Source organism: Pseudomonas sp. FYR_2 (genome assembly GCF_043106425.1).
GTDB lineage: Bacteria > Pseudomonadota > Gammaproteobacteria > Pseudomonadales > Pseudomonadaceae > Aquipseudomonas > Aquipseudomonas monteilii.
In genome coordinates this window covers 1-15,640 of the sequence record NZ_JBICMM010000012.1, presented here as the reverse complement: position 1 = coordinate 15,640, position 15,640 = coordinate 1, and the positions used below count along the sequence as shown (strand labels likewise).

The following is a 15,640-nucleotide window of genomic DNA, read 5'->3' as shown; positions in this document are numbered from 1 at the left end:
TGTGGCTATTGGTCTTTGGCCTGTTGGCAGCGATACTGGCCACCCATTTGCGTAGGCCGAAGTGACCGTGATGTTGAAGCGATTGACCATTGTTCTGCTGGCAGCACTGGCCCTGGGGGGGTGTGACGGGGTTGACCCGAACTCGCCACTGGGCAAGCGCAAAGTGATTTTCAAGGACATGCTCAAGACCAGCGAGGACCTGGGTGGCATGCTGCGTGGCCGGTTGCCGTTCGACGGGATCAAGTTTGCTGACGGTGCGCTGAAGCTGGACAGCCTTGCACATCAGCCCTGGCAGCATTTTCCACAGGTACGCGATGGCGGCGACAGCGCCGCCCGCGCCGAAGTATGGGAGCGCCAGGCGCGTTTTCATGACCTGGCCCGGCAGCTGGAGGGCGTTACCGGCGAACTGGTCGGCGTCACCCGCAGCCAACCGCTGGATGCCGCGCAGTTGAAGGCGCCGATGGACAAGGTCGAAGCGGCGTGCAAGGCCTGTCATACCGAATTCCGCAATCACTGAACACTGCATCGCTTTTACATACCAGCGCATAACCGTCTGATCTGGCAGGAACCCTGTGGGAGCGGTGCTTGATCAAGCTATGTTCGTCTTATCAGCGATCCAGGTCGTCCACGGCTTCCTGCAATTCTTTACGCGACTCGGCCAGCTTGTCTTTACGCTTGTTGATCTTCTCGGCGTCGCCTTTTTTCTCGGCCTTCTTCAAGTCTTTTTCCCGCTGCGCCACTTCATGGCGGGCGTCGAGCACCTTCTGCTCACGTTCCTTGCGCAGACTGGCGTCGGTGCAGTTGTCCACCCCGCGCAGGGCTTCTTCCAGTCCGGCAACCTGGTCGCTGTTGCCATGGTCACGGGCAATTTTCAGCTGGTTTTCGATGGCACTGCGCTTGGCGGCGCAGCCGGTCAGGCCGGCATCCGGCTGGGCAGCCTGTGCGGTGCCTGCGGCCAGGCCAAGTGTCGCAAGCAGCAAAAGGGTCGAAATACGTTTCATGAAAAGCCTCCTGGACGGGGCGGGGCAGCAAAAGTTGGTGGAAATCCTGCCTTGGTTTTGCCCATTTAGAAACCCTTGTCGGTCTTTTCTGGTGCGATCTCAGGGTTTCCCTGCAAGTAAATTGGTAAAAAATCATTGCTCGATGGGTTCGCTGCCGTTCTGGAACCCGTTGATCCCTGCCAGGGCCAGCTCTGCGGCAAGGGCTTTGACCTCATCGGCAGCAATAAACGCCGCCAGTTGCTGCCCACGCTTTTCGCCAATCCCGGCCAAGGCTTGCCATTCACGGCTGCTGCGCTTTTCCAGCCCCGGCCAGTCGTCTGCCAGCTGCAGGCTCGACGGTAGGGGTGTACCCAGCCCGCGCAACCATTGGGCAAAAGGCCTTGAGCGGGCCGCATCGAAGCTGCTCGCCAACTGCGCAGATGTCGCATCACTGATGCCTGCCACCTGGCCCAGGCGCTCGGCATCCAGGTACAACCAGTCGGCCATCGATGTCACTAGCCCGGCGTCCACCAGCCGGCGCCAGGTGCCAGGCCCCGTGCGTGGCAGGGCCAGCCCGTGTTTGCCGCTGAGCCACGTCAGGCGGGCAATGAATTGCTCCTCGCAGCCCTCGCTGGCCTGCCAGCAACTGTGGGCGTGGTAACGGTCGGGCGCCGGTGCGCTGACCGCCTGGCGTTCGACTGCGCGATGCACCACCTGCTCCAGACGCGGAATGGTCAACCCGGCCAGGCTGATGGCCACTTGGTCACCGGGGCGGATGTCGAGGCTGTGCCAGCGCGCCAGCGAGCCCAGGCTCACCTGGGTAATGCGCCGGTCGTCCAGGGTAACCGGTAGCAATTGCAAAACTGGCGTGACCTTGCCGGTGCGACCGACCCGGAAGCGTACGTCACGCACTTCGGCCAAGGCCTGCGCGTAGGGGTATTTCCAGGCCGCAATCCAGTAAGGCGCCTTGGCCTGCCAGCGCGCTGCGGGCGGCCGACTGCCCTGGCGCAGCACCACACCATCGGTGGCGAAGGGCAGGGCAGAGCGGTACCAGTGGTCGCGCCAATGGGCTGCCTCGTCCGTGGTGCGAATGGCAATGCTGTAGCGCAGGCTTTCCGGAAAGCCCAGTTGCGCCAGTTGCTTGAGGCGCTCAGCCTGCTGGCTGGGGCCGTGCGGCCAGTCCCAGACGAACAGGCCGATGCCGGCGCCTTGTTCAGTTGTCAGCTGTTTGCGTGCGAGCAGCCCGGCCACGGTGCCCCGGGCGTTGGCGCTGCCTGCCCGGGCTTGCACATGCTGGTCCAGGCGCAGATACAGCTCACCCTGCAATTGCAGGTCGATTGCCTGAGGCAACTGCCGGGTGAGGGTGCCCAGCTGGGGAATGTGCCGGCTCCAGTCGTGCCCCTGCACGCCGTCTCCGCGACTGACCAACTGCACCAGCTGGCCTTGCCGATAGGTGAGCGAGACGGCAACACCGTCGATCTTGGGCTGCACCCATACACCGGTTTTGCCGACCAGCCAACGTGCGACGGCCTGGCGGTCGGCCAGCTTGTCGATGCCGGTGTGCGGTACCGCGTGGGGGATTGGGCCTCGCGCGCTGGCCAGGGGGGATGAAGCGGTAGCCAGGCCAAAGCATTGCTGCAAATGCTCCAGGCGTTGGCGGCTCTGGTCGTAAAGCGCGTCGGCCACCAGCGCAACGCCTTGTCGGTGGTAGTGATCGTCCCAGCGGGCAAGTGTGGCCCGCAGTTGCGCTACTTCGGCGTCGACGTGTTGTGCAGACCAGTCGGGGCACTGCTCGGCCCGGGCCAATGGGGCCTGCAGCAACAGCAGCAGGGTAAGCAACAGAGGGTAACGCATGGCCAGCATCCTTGCGTGGCGTGTAGGAGCCCCCAGCCTAGGCGGGTTCACTGGTGCTTGCCGCAGCGCGATTGTCAGCCGATATGTCACAAAAAAGCCCCTGCCGATCACTCGGCAGGGGCTTTCGCCAGCCTCTGTAGGAAACTTACAGGCCGGCAGCGTCACGCAGCGACTGGGCGCGGTCGGTGCGCTCCCAGGTGAAGGTGGTGAAGGTGTCGTCGCCGACAGTCTTCTGCTGCGGGGTGCGACCGAAATGGCCGTAGGCCGCGGTTTCCTGGTACATCGGGTGCAGCAGGTCGAGCATGGTGGTGATGGCGTACGGACGCAGGTCGAAGCACTCGCGCACCAGCTGGATGATCTTGTCGTCGGAAACCTTGCCGGTACCGAAGGTGTTGATCGAGATGGAGGTCGGCTGGGCCACGCCAATGGCGTACGACACCTGGATCTCGCAACGCTCGGCCAGGCCGGCGGCAACGATGTTCTTGGCCACGTAGCGGCCAGCGTAGGCAGCGGAGCGGTCGACCTTGGACGGGTCCTTGCCGGAGAACGCGCCACCACCGTGGCGGGCCATGCCGCCGTAGGAGTCGACGATGATCTTGCGGCCGGTCAGGCCGCAGTCACCCACCGGGCCACCGATGATGAAGTTGCCGGTCGGGTTGATGTGGTACTGGGTGCCCTTGTGCAGCAGCTCGGCAGGCAGGGTGTGCTTGACGATCAGTTCCATCACGGCTTCTTGCAGGTCTTTCTGCGAAACCTCAGGGTTGTGCTGGGTCGACAGCACCACGGCGTCGATACCGACCACCTTGCCGTCTTCATAGCGGCAGGTGACTTGCGACTTGGCGTCCGGGCGCAGCCATGGCAGCAGGCCGGATTTGCGCGCTTCGGCCTGGCGCTCGACCAGGCGGTGCGAGAAGCAGATCGGTGCCGGCATCAGCACTTCGGTTTCGTTGCTGGCGTAGCCGAACATCAGGCCTTGGTCACCGGCGCCCTGGTCTTCAGGCTTGGAGCGGTCCACGCCTTGGGCGATGTCCACCGACTGCTTGCCGATGATGTTCATCACGGCGCAGGTGGCGCCGTCGAAGCCAACATCGGAGCTGTTGTAGCCGATGTCGATGATGACTTTACGCACCAGGTCTTCCAGGTCGACCCAGGCCGAAGTGGTGACTTCGCCGGCGATGATGGCAACACCGGTCTTGACCAGGGTTTCGCAAGCTACGCGGGCGTATTTGTCCTGGGCGATGATGGCATCGAGGACTGCGTCCGAAATCTGGTCGGCGATCTTGTCCGGATGCCCTTCGGACACGGACTCGGAGGTGAAAAGGGAGTATTCGCTCATCTCGAAGGTTCCTGAAATTTACCGATGGTGTATGTCGCCAGCCGTCCGCTGGAAATGGCGGACCTGGATCTGGAAACCGTTACGCAAGCCTACGTACAGGCTGTCCCCGTGGGCCAGCCCGGCAGCGTTGGCCCAGCGGGCCAGGTCGTCCTGCTCGAAGCCAAGCCACAGGTCGCCGCAGGCTTCGCGCGCCCACCCCTGGTCATGGCTGCACAGTTCGGTGACCAGCAGGCTGCCGCCTGCCTTTACCCGTTTGGCCAGCTGGCGCAAGGCCAGGGCCGGGTCGCTGAAATGGTGCAGCACCATGTTCAGCACTACGCAGTCGGCGGCCACATCCGTTGCACCCAGTGCATCGGCCAACTGCAGGTTGACGTTGTGAAGCCCTTCGCGCTGGCACACCTGGCGCGCCAGCTCAAGCATGGTCGGGCTGTTGTCCAGGGCGGTGACCTGGGCAAAGCGCCGGGCCAGGTCTGGCAGGAAGCCGCCGTCGCCGGGGCCAACCTCCAAGGCGCTGGCGGCCGGGTCGAAATTGAGTTTGTCGAGCAGTGTCAGCAGGCTTTCGCGGTATTGCGGCAGGCCGGCGATCAGGTCTTGCTGGGCGCGGAATTTCTCTTCCACACGCAGGAAGAAGTCCTGGCTGGTGGCCGCGCGGCGCTGTTGCACCTGGGCGATCCGCGCTTGCACATCAGGCGGCAGGGCCATGTCATCCACTTCTTCAAGCAACGCCGCGTGCAGCCGGCCACCCAGGCGCAGCCCGTCGGGCAGGGCGCGGCGGTAGAAGATGGCGTTGCCTTCGCGACGGGTTGCCACCAGCTCGGCCTGGGCCAGCACCTTCAGGTGGTGGCTCATGCCCGACTGGCCGATGTCGAAGATCTGCGCCAGTTCCAGCACACCGAACGAGTCGTTGGCCAGGGCGCGCAATACGTTCAGGCGCAGCGCGTCGCCACTGGCCTTGCACAGGGCGGCCAATGCTTCGCGTTGCTCGGTGATCGATTGCGCACGGAGGTTCATGGGGCGGCAGTCTAGACAGGCATCAATGCCCTAGCAAGGCCAATATCAAAAAGTTTTGATATTGAGTGATGGGCGGGGCGGTTATCCCGGTTTTGCCCCGAATTGAAGGCCAATCACAGGAAAATCCCCCGACTGCGACCATACGTCATTGCCCCAAGCCCCCCCAGTGGGCGAAAATGGCCGCCTTTTTTCGTGACACCACCTATTCAAGCCCCCCAGGAGATCAGCGATGCCCAGCCGTCGTGAACGTGCCAACGCCATTCGTGCCCTCAGCATGGATGCCGTGCAAAAGGCCAACAGCGGCCACCCAGGTGCCCCTATGGGCATGGCGGATATCGCCGAAGTGCTTTGGCGCGACTATCTGAAGCACAACCCGAGCAACCCGAGCTTCGCCGACCGTGACCGCTTCGTGCTGTCCAACGGCCACGGCTCGATGCTGATCTACTCGCTGCTGCACCTGACCGGCTACGACGTCACCCTCGATGACATCAAAGGCTTCCGCCAGCTGCACAGCCGCACCCCGGGCCACCCGGAATACGGCTACACCCCAGGCGTCGAGACCACCACCGGCCCACTGGGCCAGGGTATCGCCAACGCCGTGGGCTTCGCCCTGGCCGAAAAAGTACTGGCTGCCCAGTTCAACCGTGAAGGCCACACCATCGTCGACCACAACACCTACGTGTTCCTGGGCGATGGCTGCATGATGGAAGGTATCTCCCACGAAGTCGCCTCGCTGGCCGGCACCCTGGGCCTGAACAAGCTGATCGCCTTCTACGACGACAACGGCATCTCCATCGACGGTGAAGTGCACGGCTGGTTCACCGACAACACCCCGGCGCGCTTCGAAGCGTACAACTGGCAGGTGATTCGCAACGTCGACGGCCACGATGCCGAAGAAATCAAGATGGCCATCGAGACGGCGCGCAAGAGCGACCGCCCGACCCTGATCTGCTGCAAGACCATCATCGGTTTCGGTTCGCCGAACAAGCAGGGCAAGGAAGATTGCCACGGTGCCCCGCTGGGCAACGACGAAATCGCCCTGGCCCGCAAGGAACTGAACTGGAACCACGGCCCGTTCGAAATCCCGGCCGACATCTATTCCGAGTGGGACGCCAAGGCCGCCGGTGCCAAGGCCGAAGCCGACTGGAACCAGCGTTTCGACGCCTACGCCAAGGCCTTCCCGGAACTGGCTGCCGAATTCAAGCGCCGTGACAGCGGCGAGCTGCCGGCCGACTTCAGCGAGAAGGCCCAGGCCTACATCAACGAAGTGGCCGCCAAGGGCGAAACCATTGCCAGCCGCAAGGCCAGCCAGAACGCCCTGAACGCCTTTGGCCCACTGCTGCCCGAGTTCCTGGGTGGTTCGGCTGACCTGGCAGGCTCCAACCTGACCCTGTGGAAGGGCTGCAAGGGCGTCGAAGCCAATGACGCCAGCGGCAACTACGTGTTCTACGGCGTGCGCGAGTTCGGCATGACCGCCATCATGAACGGCGTTGCCCTGCACGGTGGCCTGGTGCCTTACGGCGCGACCTTCCTGATGTTCATGGAATACGCCCGCAACGCCGTGCGCATGTCGGCACTGATGAAGCAGCGTGTGATCCACGTCTACACCCACGACTCCATCGGCCTGGGTGAAGACGGCCCGACTCACCAGCCAATCGAGCAACTGACCAGCCTGCGCAGCACGCCGAACCTGGACACTTGGCGCCCGGCCGACGCGGTGGAATCCGCCGTGTCCTGGAAACACGCCCTGGAGCGCAAGGACGGCCCTTCGGCGCTGATCTTCTCGCGCCAGAACCTGCAGCACCAGGCACGCGACGCTCAGCAGATCGCCGACATCAGCCGTGGTGGCTACGTGCTCAAGGACTGCGCTGGCGAGCCGGAGCTGATCCTGATCGCCACCGGTTCCGAAGTGGGCCTGGCCGTTCAGGCGTTCGACAAGCTGACCGAGCAAGGCCGCAAGGTGCGTGTGGTTTCCATGCCGTGCACCAGCGTGTTCGATGCCCAGGACGCTGCCTACAAGCAGTCGGTGCTGCCGCTGGAAGTGGGTGCGCGTATCGCCATCGAAGCGGCCCACGCCGACTTCTGGTACAAGTACGTCGGCCTGGAAGGCCGTATCATTGGCATGACCACCTACGGTGAGTCGGCGCCGGCTTCGGCACTCTTCGAAGAATTCGGCTTCACCCTGGAAAACATCCTGGGTACTGCCGAAGAGCTGTTGGAAGACTGATGTAAAGATCTGCGGGCGGTGTCGCCTGCATTCGCGGGCAAGCCCGCTCCCACAGGGTTACATGCGACCCCTGTGGGAGCGGGCTTGCCCGCGAATGCCACACAGCAATTCCCGCAGGCTGACGAAAATAATATTGTCTCGTGAGCCCCGAATGCCCCACCTGCGTCCCTACAAAGTTGCACTCAACGGTTATGGCCGTATCGGCCGCTGTGTCCTGCGCGCGCTGTTCGAGCGGGGGGCAAAGGCCGGTTTCGAGATCGTCGCGCTGAACGACCTGGCCGACCAGGCCAGCCTGGAATACCTGACACGCTTCGACTCCACCCACGGGCGTTTCCCCGGTGAGGTGAAGGTCGATGGCGATTGTCTGCATATCAATGGCGATTGCGTGAAAGTCATGCGCAGTGCTACCCCTGAAGGCATCGACTGGGCAGCGCTTGGCATCGACCTGGTGCTGGAATGCTCCGGCGCCTACAACACCCGCGCCGATGGCCAGCGTTTCCTCGACGCCGGTGCGCCCCGGGTACTGTTCTCGCAGCCCATGGCCAGCGAAGCCGACGTTGACGCCACGGTGGTCTACGGCATCAACCAGGCCTGCCTGACGGGTAGCGAACGCCTGGTGTCCAACGCCTCGTGCACCACCAACTGCGGTGTGCCGCTGCTGCGTGTGCTGGACCAGGCGTTCGGCATCGAATACGTGCAGATCACCACCATTCACTCGGCGATGAACGACCAGCCGGTGATCGACGCCTACCACCACGAAGACCTACGCCGCACGCGTTCGGCCTTCCAGTCGGTGATCCCGGTGTCCACTGGTCTGGCGCGTGGCATCGAGCGCCTGCTGCCGGAACTTGCCGGGCGAATCCAGGCCAAAGCGGTACGTGTGCCCACCGTCAACGTCTCGTGCCTGGACATCACCCTGCAGACCGCCCGCGACACCAGCGCGGCCGAGGTCAACCGGGTACTGCGCGAGGCGGCACTGGAAGGGCCGCTCAAAGGCTTGCTGGCCTACACCGAGCTGCCGCACGCCAGCTGTGATTTCAATCATGACCCGCATTCGGCGATCGTCGATGCCAGCCAGACCCGCGTTTCCGGCCCCCGCCTGGTGAACCTGCTGGCCTGGTTCGACAACGAGTGGGGTTTTGCCAACCGAATGCTCGACGTTGCCGAACACTTTCTGCACGTCGTTCACCCAACCCGCAACAAACAGCCCTGAAGGACTGCATTCATGACCGTGTTGAAGATGACCGACCTCGACCTGCAAGGTAAGCGCGTACTGATCCGCGAAGACCTCAACGTACCTGTGAAGGACGGTGTGGTAGCCAGCGATGCGCGTATCCTGGCAGCGCTGCCGACCATCAAGCTGGCCCTGGAGAAAGGCGCAGCGGTAATGGTCTGCTCGCACCTGGGCCGCCCGACCGAAGGCGAGTTCTCTGCCGAGAACAGCCTCAAGCCGGTTGCCGACTACCTGAGCAAGGCCCTGGGCCGCGACGTGCCGCTGGTTGGCGACTACCTGGACGGTGTCGCGGTACAGGCCGGTGACCTGGTGCTGTTCGAGAACGTGCGCTTCAACAAAGGCGAGAAAAAGAACGCTGACGAACTGGCGCAGAAGTACGCTGCCCTGTGCGACGTGTTCGTCATGGACGCATTCGGCACTGCTCACCGCGCCGAAGGTTCGACCCATGGTGTGGCCAAGTTCGCCAAGGTCGCTGCTGCCGGCCCGCTGCTGGCTGCCGAGCTGGACGCGCTGGGCAAAGCCCTGAAGGCGCCTGCCAAGCCGATGGCGGCCATCGTTGCCGGTTCTAAGGTGTCCACCAAACTGGACGTGCTGAACAGCCTGAGCGCCGTGTGCGACCAGCTGATCGTCGGTGGCGGCATCGCCAACACCTTCCTGGCTGCTGCTGGCCACCCGGTGGGCAAGTCGCTGTACGAGCCTGACCTGGTCGACACCGCCAAGGCCATCGCCGCCAAGGTCAGCGTGCCACTGCCGGTGGACGTGGTGGTTGCCAAGGAATTCGCTGAAACGGCCGAAGCTACCGTCAAGGCCATTGCCGACGTGGCAGCCGATGACATGATCCTGGACATCGGCCCGCAAACCGCGGCCAACTTCGCCGAGCTGCTGAAGTCGTCGAAGACCATCCTGTGGAACGGCCCGGTCGGCGTGTTCGAGTTCGACCAGTTCGGCAACGGCACCCAGGTACTGGCCAAGGCCATCGCCGACAGCGCTGCATTCTCCATCGCCGGTGGCGGTGACACCCTGGCAGCCATCGACAAATATGGCGTCAGCAAGGATATCTCCTACATTTCTACCGGTGGTGGTGCCTTCCTCGAGTTCGTCGAGGGCAAGGTCCTGCCCGCCGTGGCAATCCTGGAAGAGCGGGCCAAGGCCTGATGACGTCGGCGCTTGGCAAAGGGAGTGGCCTGATGGTCAAGCAATTGCCTGTGATGATGCTGGCCGGCCTGCTGAGCGCCTGCTCTGGCAGCCCGGCTTCCGATGCCGATCCGGCGCATTCGCCCAAGGGCGGCTGCTATCAGTCCGAATGGCAGGCCGAAACCGTGCCGGTCATCAGCAAGCGCGTGGGCCCGGAAGGCCTGGAAAAGTACGACGAAGACCACCAGCGCAAGGCGCTGGGTTGCCCTTGAGCCCGGCGTTTCGTCGGCTCAGGCAACCAAGCGACCGCTGTGTGGTCATCTAGAGGATATGTAATGAAAGCGCTTTTGGCCGCTACGGCCCTGGCGACACTGGCAGGATGCTCACTGCTGCAGCCGGCGCAACCCGCCCCGGCAGACAACTGGACCCGTTGGGTCTGCGACACCCAGGCCGAAGTGCTGTGGCGCTTCGCCGATGCACAACGCGACCAGGTCGACGTGCGCCTGGGTGGCGGCGACCAGGTCTACCGGCTCAAGTCCGAGCCGGGTGCCTCGGGTGCGCTGTACAGCGATGGCATGCTGGCCTTCCACACCAAGGGCGAAGAAGGCTTGGTGTACTGGGTGGCAACCAACGATCTGATTGGGCGGGGCTGCAAGGCACCGTGACTGGCCGGGCCGCGACGGTGGCCCACACTACTTGAACAGCAACCGCCCCTGCGGCAGGCTTGCACGAAACAAACGACGCTTGTCGGGAGAGAGATACACAATGGCACTCATTAGCATGCGCCAGATGCTGGACCACGCCGCCGAGTTCGGTTACGGCGTACCAGCTTTCAACGTCAACAACCTCGAGCAGATGCGCGCCATCATGGAAGCGGCCGACAAGACCGACTCCCCGGTGATCGTCCAGGCTTCGGCCGGTGCCCGCAAATACGCTGGCGCCCCGTTCCTGCGCCACCTGATTCTGGCGGCCATCGAAGAATTCCCGCACATCCCGGTGTGCATGCACCAGGACCACGGCACCAGCCCTGACGTCTGCCAGCGCTCGATCCAGCTGGGCTTCAGCTCGGTGATGATGGACGGCTCGCTGGGTGAAGACGGCAAGACCCCGACCGACTACGAGTACAACGTCCGCGTTACCCAGCAGACCGTTGCTATGGCACACGCCTGTGGCGTTTCGGTAGAAGGCGAGCTGGGCTGCCTGGGTTCGCTGGAAACCGGCATGGCCGGTGAAGAAGACGGCATCGGCGCCGAAGGCGTGCTGGACCACAGCCAGATGCTGACCGACCCGGAAGAGGCTGCCGACTTCGTCAAGAAGACCCAGGTCGACGCCCTGGCGATTGCCATCGGTACCAGCCACGGTGCCTACAAGTTCACCAAGCCACCTACCGGTGACGTGCTGGCCATCGACCGTATCAAGGAAATCCACAAGCGCATCCCCAACACCCACCTGGTGATGCACGGTTCTTCCTCGGTACCGCAAGAGTGGCTGGCGATCATCAATCAGTACGGCGGCGACATCAAGGAAACCTACGGTGTACCGGTTGAAGAGATCGTCGAAGGCATCAAGTACGGCGTACGCAAGGTCAACATCGACACCGACCTGCGTCTGGCCTCTACCGGTGCCATGCGCCGCCTGATGGCGACCAACCCGAGCGAGTTCGACCCACGCAAGTTCTTCGGTGAAACCGTCAAGGCCATGCGCGACGTGTGCATCGCCCGTTACGAAGCCTTCGGCACCGCCGGCAATGCCTCCAAGATCAAGCCGATCTCCCTGGAAGGCATGTACCAGCGCTACCTGAAAGGTGAGCTGGCCGCCAAGGTCAACTGATCGACCGGCAGCATGAAAACCCGCAGCGATGCGGGTTTTTTTATGGGCGACAGAACCTGCACATAATCCCGGCAGACTTACCGTTAGTCGGCTACGGTACAGTTGAGCCACTGATAGCGTTCTGATTGCATTGCGCGTTACGGCCTTGGGTCTAGAGTATTAATGGATCCAACCGTATTTTGAAGTCGGTCACATAACAGAGAAGCAGCATGGATGGCGCTCAAGCTCAAGCTCAACCGCAGCCACTGGATGGCAGCTCGGTTCTTCTGGTGGTAGACGACTACCCCGAGAACCTCATCAGCATGCGGGCCTTGCTGGCCCGGCAGGATTGGCAAGTGTTGACGGCAAGCTCAGGGATGGAAGCCTTGAGCGCGTTGCTCGAGCACGATGTCGACCTGGTCCTGCTGGATGTGCAAATGCCGGAAATGGACGGTTTCGAAGTCGCCCGGTTAATGCGTGGCAGCCAACGCACCCGGCTGACCCCGATTATTTTCCTCACCGCCAACGAACAGTCCGAAGCCGCCGTACTCAAAGGCTACGCCAGCGGCGCCGTCGACTACATGTTCAAGCCGTTCGACCCGCAAATCCTCAAGCCCAAGGTTCAGGCCTTGCTCGAACAGCAGCGCAACCGGCGCATGCTGCAACGTCTGAGCCGAGAGCTGGAAGCCGCGCGGGCATTCAACGCATCGATCCTGGAGAATGCTGCCGAGGGCATCCTGGTGGTAGATGCCCAAGGTGTCATCAGTTTTGCCAACCCGGCCATTTCGCGCTTGCTGGCGGCACCGGTGCAGCAATTGCAGGGCGCTCACCTGCTTGACCTGGTGCAACTGGCCAATGCCAGCCTGTGGGGTGAGTCCGACTTCTACCAGGCCTACCTGGGGCGGCGCATTTTCCGCGTACACGATGCCCAGTTGCGCACTTTGGGGGGCGAGCTGGTGCCGGTGGCGCTGTCCTGTGCACCGCTGCCGGCCGACCAGCAGGCCATGGTGGTGACGGTGCTGGACATGTCGGTGGTGCGCAACCTGCACCAGCAGCTGGAGTACCAGGCGGTTACCGACCCGCTCACCGGGTTGCTCAACCGGCGGGGTTTCTACCAGGCCGCCGAAGGTGCGCTGCTGCGTAACGAGCGCTCGGACAAGGCGCAGGCGCTGATGTACATGGACCTGGATGGCTTCAAGCGCATCAACGACTCGCTGGGCCACGAAACCGGTGATCGCGTGCTGCGCTGGGTAGGCGAGCAACTCAAGGACTGCCTGGGTAGCGAGGCGTTGCTGGCGCGGATGGGCGGTGATGAATTTACCGCGCTGTTTGATAGCCTGCCTTACCCCGAGCAGGCGGGCCGTTACGCCGAGAAACTGCTTGAGCGTATTTCGATCAGTCACCAGATCGAAGGGCTCGATGTGAGCCTTGGGGTGAGCATCGGCATCGCCACCTACCCGGACTGCGGCGCCAATGTGGAAGGCCTGTTGCGTGCAGCCGATGCGGCGATGTACGCCGCGAAGCAGGCCGGGCGCCAGCAGTACCGCTTCTATGACCAGGAACTCAACGGCCGGGCACGTTCGCGCCTGATGCTTGAAGACAGCGTGCGCGCCGCCATCGAGCAGCAGGACTTCACCTTGGTCTATCAGCCGCAGGTGTCGTTCATCGATGGCCGTCTGCGTGGTTTCGAAGCATTGTTGCGCTGGCAGCACCCTAGCGTTGGCGATGTGCCGCCGGGGCTGTTCATTCCGTTGCTGGAGGAAGCACGGCTGATCAACCGGCTGGCCAGCTGGATTTATCGGCAGGGGGCCGCTCAGCGCCAGGCCTGGTATGAACGCTTCCCCGCAGACCTGGTACTCGGCATCAGTTTGAGCCGTGCGCAGTTCGTCATGCCCAGCCTGGTTGAAGAGTTGCAGCGGGTCATCCAGCTTTACCAACTGGACCCGGCGCAGCTGGAGGTGGAAGTGGCGGAAACCTCGTTGATGTACAACATCGATGCGGCCGTGAAACAGATACACCGCCTCCGCGAGTTGGGGGTGCGGGTAGCGCTGGATGACTTTGGGGCGGGTGACTGTTCATTGCGCATGCTGCGCGACCTGCCAATCGACACCCTCAAGCTTGACCGCCACCTGGTGGCACGCCTGCCCGACTCGGCGGTGGATGCGGCCTTGGTCCGCAGTGTGATTGGCCTGTGTGCCGACTACCGCATCACGGTGATTGCCGAAGGGGTGGAGACCCCGGCTCAGGCGGCCTGGCTCAAGGCCAATGGTTGTGAATATGTGCAGGGCTTCCTGGTGGCTTACCCAATGATCGCAGCGGACGCCAGCGGCTTTCCGGCAATTTTCTCGTGGCCTGGGCCATGATTGGCTAGAATCGGCATTCGTTACGCCGAATGCAGCGCCATGACCGTATTACGTTACTTGCAAGCCTATCCCCCGCACCTGCAAGCGCAGGTGCGGCAGATGATCGACAGCGGCCGCCTGGGCGAGTACCTGCAGCGACGCTACCCCGACCGCCATGACGTGCAAAGCGACAAGGCGCTGTACGGCTATGCCCAGGACCTGCGCCAGCAGTACCTGCGCACCGCGCCGGGCCTGGACAAGGTATTGTTCGACAACCGCCTCGACCTGACCCATCGGGCCTTGGGCCTCAATACGGCGGTGTCGCGGGTGCAGGGCGGCAAGCTCAAGGCGAAAAAGGAAATCCGCATTGCCTCGTTGTTCAAGGAGGCCGCGCCACAGTTCTTGCGCATGATCGTGGTGCACGAACTGGCGCACCTGCGCGAGCGCGATCACAACAAGGCGTTCTACCAGCTCTGCCAGCACATGGAGCCGGACTACCACCAACTGGAATTCGACCTGCGCGTCTACCTGACTTATCGGGAGCTGCCGGGCAACGTTTAAGGACCACGCAGCATGGAAGTGAGCAAGACCAAGAGCAGCTTCTACCGCCGTTTGTACGTGGCCTGGCTGATCGACAGCCAGACCGCGACCAGCGTACCCGCGTTGATGGAGGCCACCGGGATGCCACGGCGCACGGCCCAGGACACCATCGCCGCCCTGGCCGACCTGGACATCGTCTGCGAGTTCGAACAGCAAGAGGGCGCACGCAACCACGCCGGGCATTACCGCATTCATGACTGGGGCGCCATCGACAAGCAGTGGATCATCCAGCATCTGCGGCAGATCCGGGAAGTGCTCGGGTATCCCTGAACGGCCAAAATAGAGGCAAATTGACACTATTGGCCGCTGCTCCCGGCAACAGGTTTGTGTAATCTCATCGCCAGTGTGTCCCCCCATTGCGAAAGGACGTGAGCATGCGGCCACTGCTTTGTGTTCTGGGTTTACTGGCAATGATGCTGGCAACACCCGTACCGGGTCACGCCAAGCTACGCCTGGTGGCCGACAACTGGCCACCGTTCACTGATGCCAGCATGCCGGGTGGTGGCTTGGCGACCAGTATCGTCACTACGGCGCTAACCCGAGCCGGTTATGCCAGTGCAGTCGAAGAGGCACCATGGGCCCGGGCGTTGCTGGGGATAAGCGAAGGGCGTTACGACGTGCTGATCAATGCCTGGCAGAGCGATTCGCGCGCCCGCATCGGGCAGTTCTCCAGCGCCTACCTGACTAACCGCATTCGCTTGCTACAACGCACGGGCGATGAGTTCCGCTATCAGCGTCAATCGGACTTGTACCCTTACAGCATTGCTGTGGTGCGTGATTACGCCTACTCACCTGAGTTCGACGGCGATACCCGGTTGAACAAGGTGGCGGTGCGCAACTTTTCGTCGGCGGTGCGCATGCTGGCGGCCGGGCGGGTGAACCTGGCGGTGGAGGACGAGTATGTGGCGCGTTACAACTTGCAGCGTGAACCGCAGGAGGTGCGCGATGGGGTGATGCTGGTGGAGCCGCCGCTGGGGGAGAACACCTTGCATATACTGGTTAGCCTGAAGCATCCGGAGCATGCGCGGATTGTCGAGCGGTTCGAACGGGCGGTTGTGGCGATGAAGGCGGATGGCAGTTATGCCCGGCTGCTGCGTGAACATGGCTTCTGAT

Annotated in this window: 15 protein-coding genes; 11 read left to right on the top strand and 4 right to left on the bottom strand. The window is 62.9% G+C overall.

What is annotated here, in order from left to right:
- Positions 1-70 precede the first annotated feature (70 nt).
- Complete coding sequence (locus tag ACF8R4_RS02015) at positions 71-517, top strand: cytochrome c (RefSeq protein ID WP_060501012.1); 447 nt, start codon at positions 71-73, stop codon at positions 515-517.
- Between the two features lie 91 nt (positions 518-608).
- On the opposite strand, the gene ACF8R4_RS02010 is transcribed toward ACF8R4_RS02015, so the two are convergent.
- The 4 genes from ACF8R4_RS02010 to ACF8R4_RS01995 all read right to left on the bottom strand — a co-directional run bounded on the left by ACF8R4_RS02010 (position 609) and on the right by ACF8R4_RS01995 (position 5,181).
- Positions 609-1,001 (bottom strand): DUF1090 domain-containing protein, encoded by a 393-nt coding sequence (locus tag ACF8R4_RS02010; RefSeq protein WP_016712391.1) that lies wholly within the window; start codon positions 999-1,001, stop codon positions 609-611.
- Positions 1,002-1,133: 132 nt separating this feature from the next.
- Positions 1,134-2,834, bottom strand: coding sequence for an NAD-dependent DNA ligase LigB (ligB, locus tag ACF8R4_RS02005; protein WP_060501010.1), 1,701 nt, complete (start codon positions 2,832-2,834; stop codon positions 1,134-1,136).
- A gap of 145 nt (positions 2,835-2,979) precedes the next feature.
- Positions 2,980-4,170, bottom strand: a complete 1,191-nt coding sequence (metK, locus tag ACF8R4_RS02000) for a methionine adenosyltransferase (protein ID WP_060501008.1) — start codon at positions 4,168-4,170, stop codon at positions 2,980-2,982.
- An 18-nt stretch (positions 4,171-4,188) separates the two neighbouring features.
- Complete coding sequence (locus tag ACF8R4_RS01995; protein ID WP_060501006.1) at positions 4,189-5,181, bottom strand: metalloregulator ArsR/SmtB family transcription factor; 993 nt, start codon at positions 5,179-5,181, stop codon at positions 4,189-4,191.
- 229 nt (positions 5,182-5,410) lie between these two features.
- On the opposite strand from ACF8R4_RS01995, the gene tkt reads away from it, so the two are divergent.
- The 10 genes from tkt to ACF8R4_RS01945 all read left to right on the top strand — a co-directional run bounded on the left by tkt (position 5,411) and on the right by ACF8R4_RS01945 (position 15,639).
- Positions 5,411-7,408 carry a transketolase gene (tkt, locus tag ACF8R4_RS01990; RefSeq protein WP_060501005.1) on the top strand — a complete coding sequence of 666 codons (1,998 nt, stop codon included), beginning with the start codon at positions 5,411-5,413 and terminating at the stop codon, positions 7,406-7,408.
- A gap of 151 nt (positions 7,409-7,559) precedes the next feature.
- Positions 7,560-8,621, top strand: a complete 1,062-nt coding sequence (gene epd / locus ACF8R4_RS01985) for an erythrose-4-phosphate dehydrogenase (protein ID WP_012274524.1) — start codon at positions 7,560-7,562, stop codon at positions 8,619-8,621.
- A 12-nt stretch (positions 8,622-8,633) separates the two neighbouring features.
- Positions 8,634-9,797 (top strand): phosphoglycerate kinase, encoded by a 1,164-nt coding sequence (locus ACF8R4_RS01980; RefSeq protein WP_060501003.1) that lies wholly within the window; start codon positions 8,634-8,636, stop codon positions 9,795-9,797.
- Entirely contained in the window at positions 9,797-10,048 is a 252-nt protein-coding gene (locus tag ACF8R4_RS01975; RefSeq protein WP_060501000.1) for a hypothetical protein, read from the top strand. Before ACF8R4_RS01980 ends, ACF8R4_RS01975 begins: the two co-directional genes overlap by 1 nt.
- 63 nt (positions 10,049-10,111) lie before the next feature.
- A complete protein-coding gene (locus tag ACF8R4_RS01970; RefSeq protein ID WP_016712384.1) occupies positions 10,112-10,441 on the top strand; it encodes an MliC family protein in 330 nt (109 codons plus the stop codon).
- 100 nt (positions 10,442-10,541) lie between these two features.
- Positions 10,542-11,606, top strand: coding sequence for a class II fructose-bisphosphate aldolase (gene fba, locus ACF8R4_RS01965; protein ID WP_012274520.1), 1,065 nt, complete (start codon positions 10,542-10,544; stop codon positions 11,604-11,606).
- A gap of 209 nt (positions 11,607-11,815) precedes the next feature.
- Positions 11,816-13,948: a bifunctional diguanylate cyclase/phosphodiesterase gene (locus tag ACF8R4_RS01960; protein ID WP_060500998.1), complete on the top strand. Its 2,133-nt coding sequence runs from the start codon at positions 11,816-11,818 to the stop codon at positions 13,946-13,948.
- A gap of 39 nt (positions 13,949-13,987) precedes the next feature.
- A complete protein-coding gene (locus ACF8R4_RS01955; RefSeq protein WP_060500996.1) occupies positions 13,988-14,488 on the top strand; it encodes a M48 family metallopeptidase in 501 nt (166 codons plus the stop codon).
- A 12-nt stretch (positions 14,489-14,500) separates the two neighbouring features.
- Positions 14,501-14,797 (top strand): helix-turn-helix domain-containing protein, encoded by a 297-nt coding sequence (locus tag ACF8R4_RS01950; RefSeq protein ID WP_016395304.1) that lies wholly within the window; start codon positions 14,501-14,503, stop codon positions 14,795-14,797.
- A gap of 104 nt (positions 14,798-14,901) precedes the next feature.
- Positions 14,902-15,639, top strand: coding sequence for an ABC transporter substrate-binding protein (locus ACF8R4_RS01945; RefSeq protein WP_060500994.1), 738 nt, complete (start codon positions 14,902-14,904; stop codon positions 15,637-15,639).
- Position 15,640: the final 1 nt, after the last annotated feature.

What these genes read in the sequence shown, in the direction of transcription:
- ACF8R4_RS02015 (WP_060501012.1), top strand. Translation starts at nt 71, where the DNA reads ATGTTGAAGCGATTGACCATTGTTCTGCTGGCAGCACTGGCCCTGGGG.
- ACF8R4_RS02010 (WP_016712391.1), bottom strand. Translation starts at nt 1,001, where the DNA reads ATGAAACGTATTTCGACCCTTTTGCTGCTTGCGACACTTGGCCTGGCC.
- ligB (WP_060501010.1), bottom strand. Translation starts at nt 2,834, where the DNA reads ATGCGTTACCCTCTGTTGCTTACCCTGCTGCTGTTGCTGCAGGCCCCA.
- metK (WP_060501008.1), bottom strand. Translation starts at nt 4,170, where the DNA reads ATGAGCGAATACTCCCTTTTCACCTCCGAGTCCGTGTCCGAAGGGCAT.
- ACF8R4_RS01995 (WP_060501006.1), bottom strand. Translation starts at nt 5,181, where the DNA reads ATGAACCTCCGTGCGCAATCGATCACCGAGCAACGCGAAGCATTGGCC.
- tkt (WP_060501005.1), top strand. Translation starts at nt 5,411, where the DNA reads ATGCCCAGCCGTCGTGAACGTGCCAACGCCATTCGTGCCCTCAGCATG.
- epd (WP_012274524.1), top strand. Translation starts at nt 7,560, where the DNA reads ATGCCCCACCTGCGTCCCTACAAAGTTGCACTCAACGGTTATGGCCGT.
- ACF8R4_RS01980 (WP_060501003.1), top strand. Translation starts at nt 8,634, where the DNA reads ATGACCGTGTTGAAGATGACCGACCTCGACCTGCAAGGTAAGCGCGTA.
- ACF8R4_RS01975 (WP_060501000.1), top strand. Translation starts at nt 9,797, where the DNA reads ATGACGTCGGCGCTTGGCAAAGGGAGTGGCCTGATGGTCAAGCAATTG.
- ACF8R4_RS01970 (WP_016712384.1), top strand. Translation starts at nt 10,112, where the DNA reads ATGAAAGCGCTTTTGGCCGCTACGGCCCTGGCGACACTGGCAGGATGC.
- fba (WP_012274520.1), top strand. Translation starts at nt 10,542, where the DNA reads ATGGCACTCATTAGCATGCGCCAGATGCTGGACCACGCCGCCGAGTTC.
- ACF8R4_RS01960 (WP_060500998.1), top strand. Translation starts at nt 11,816, where the DNA reads ATGGATGGCGCTCAAGCTCAAGCTCAACCGCAGCCACTGGATGGCAGC.
- ACF8R4_RS01955 (WP_060500996.1), top strand. Translation starts at nt 13,988, where the DNA reads ATGACCGTATTACGTTACTTGCAAGCCTATCCCCCGCACCTGCAAGCG.
- ACF8R4_RS01950 (WP_016395304.1), top strand. Translation starts at nt 14,501, where the DNA reads ATGGAAGTGAGCAAGACCAAGAGCAGCTTCTACCGCCGTTTGTACGTG.
- ACF8R4_RS01945 (WP_060500994.1), top strand. Translation starts at nt 14,902, where the DNA reads ATGCGGCCACTGCTTTGTGTTCTGGGTTTACTGGCAATGATGCTGGCA.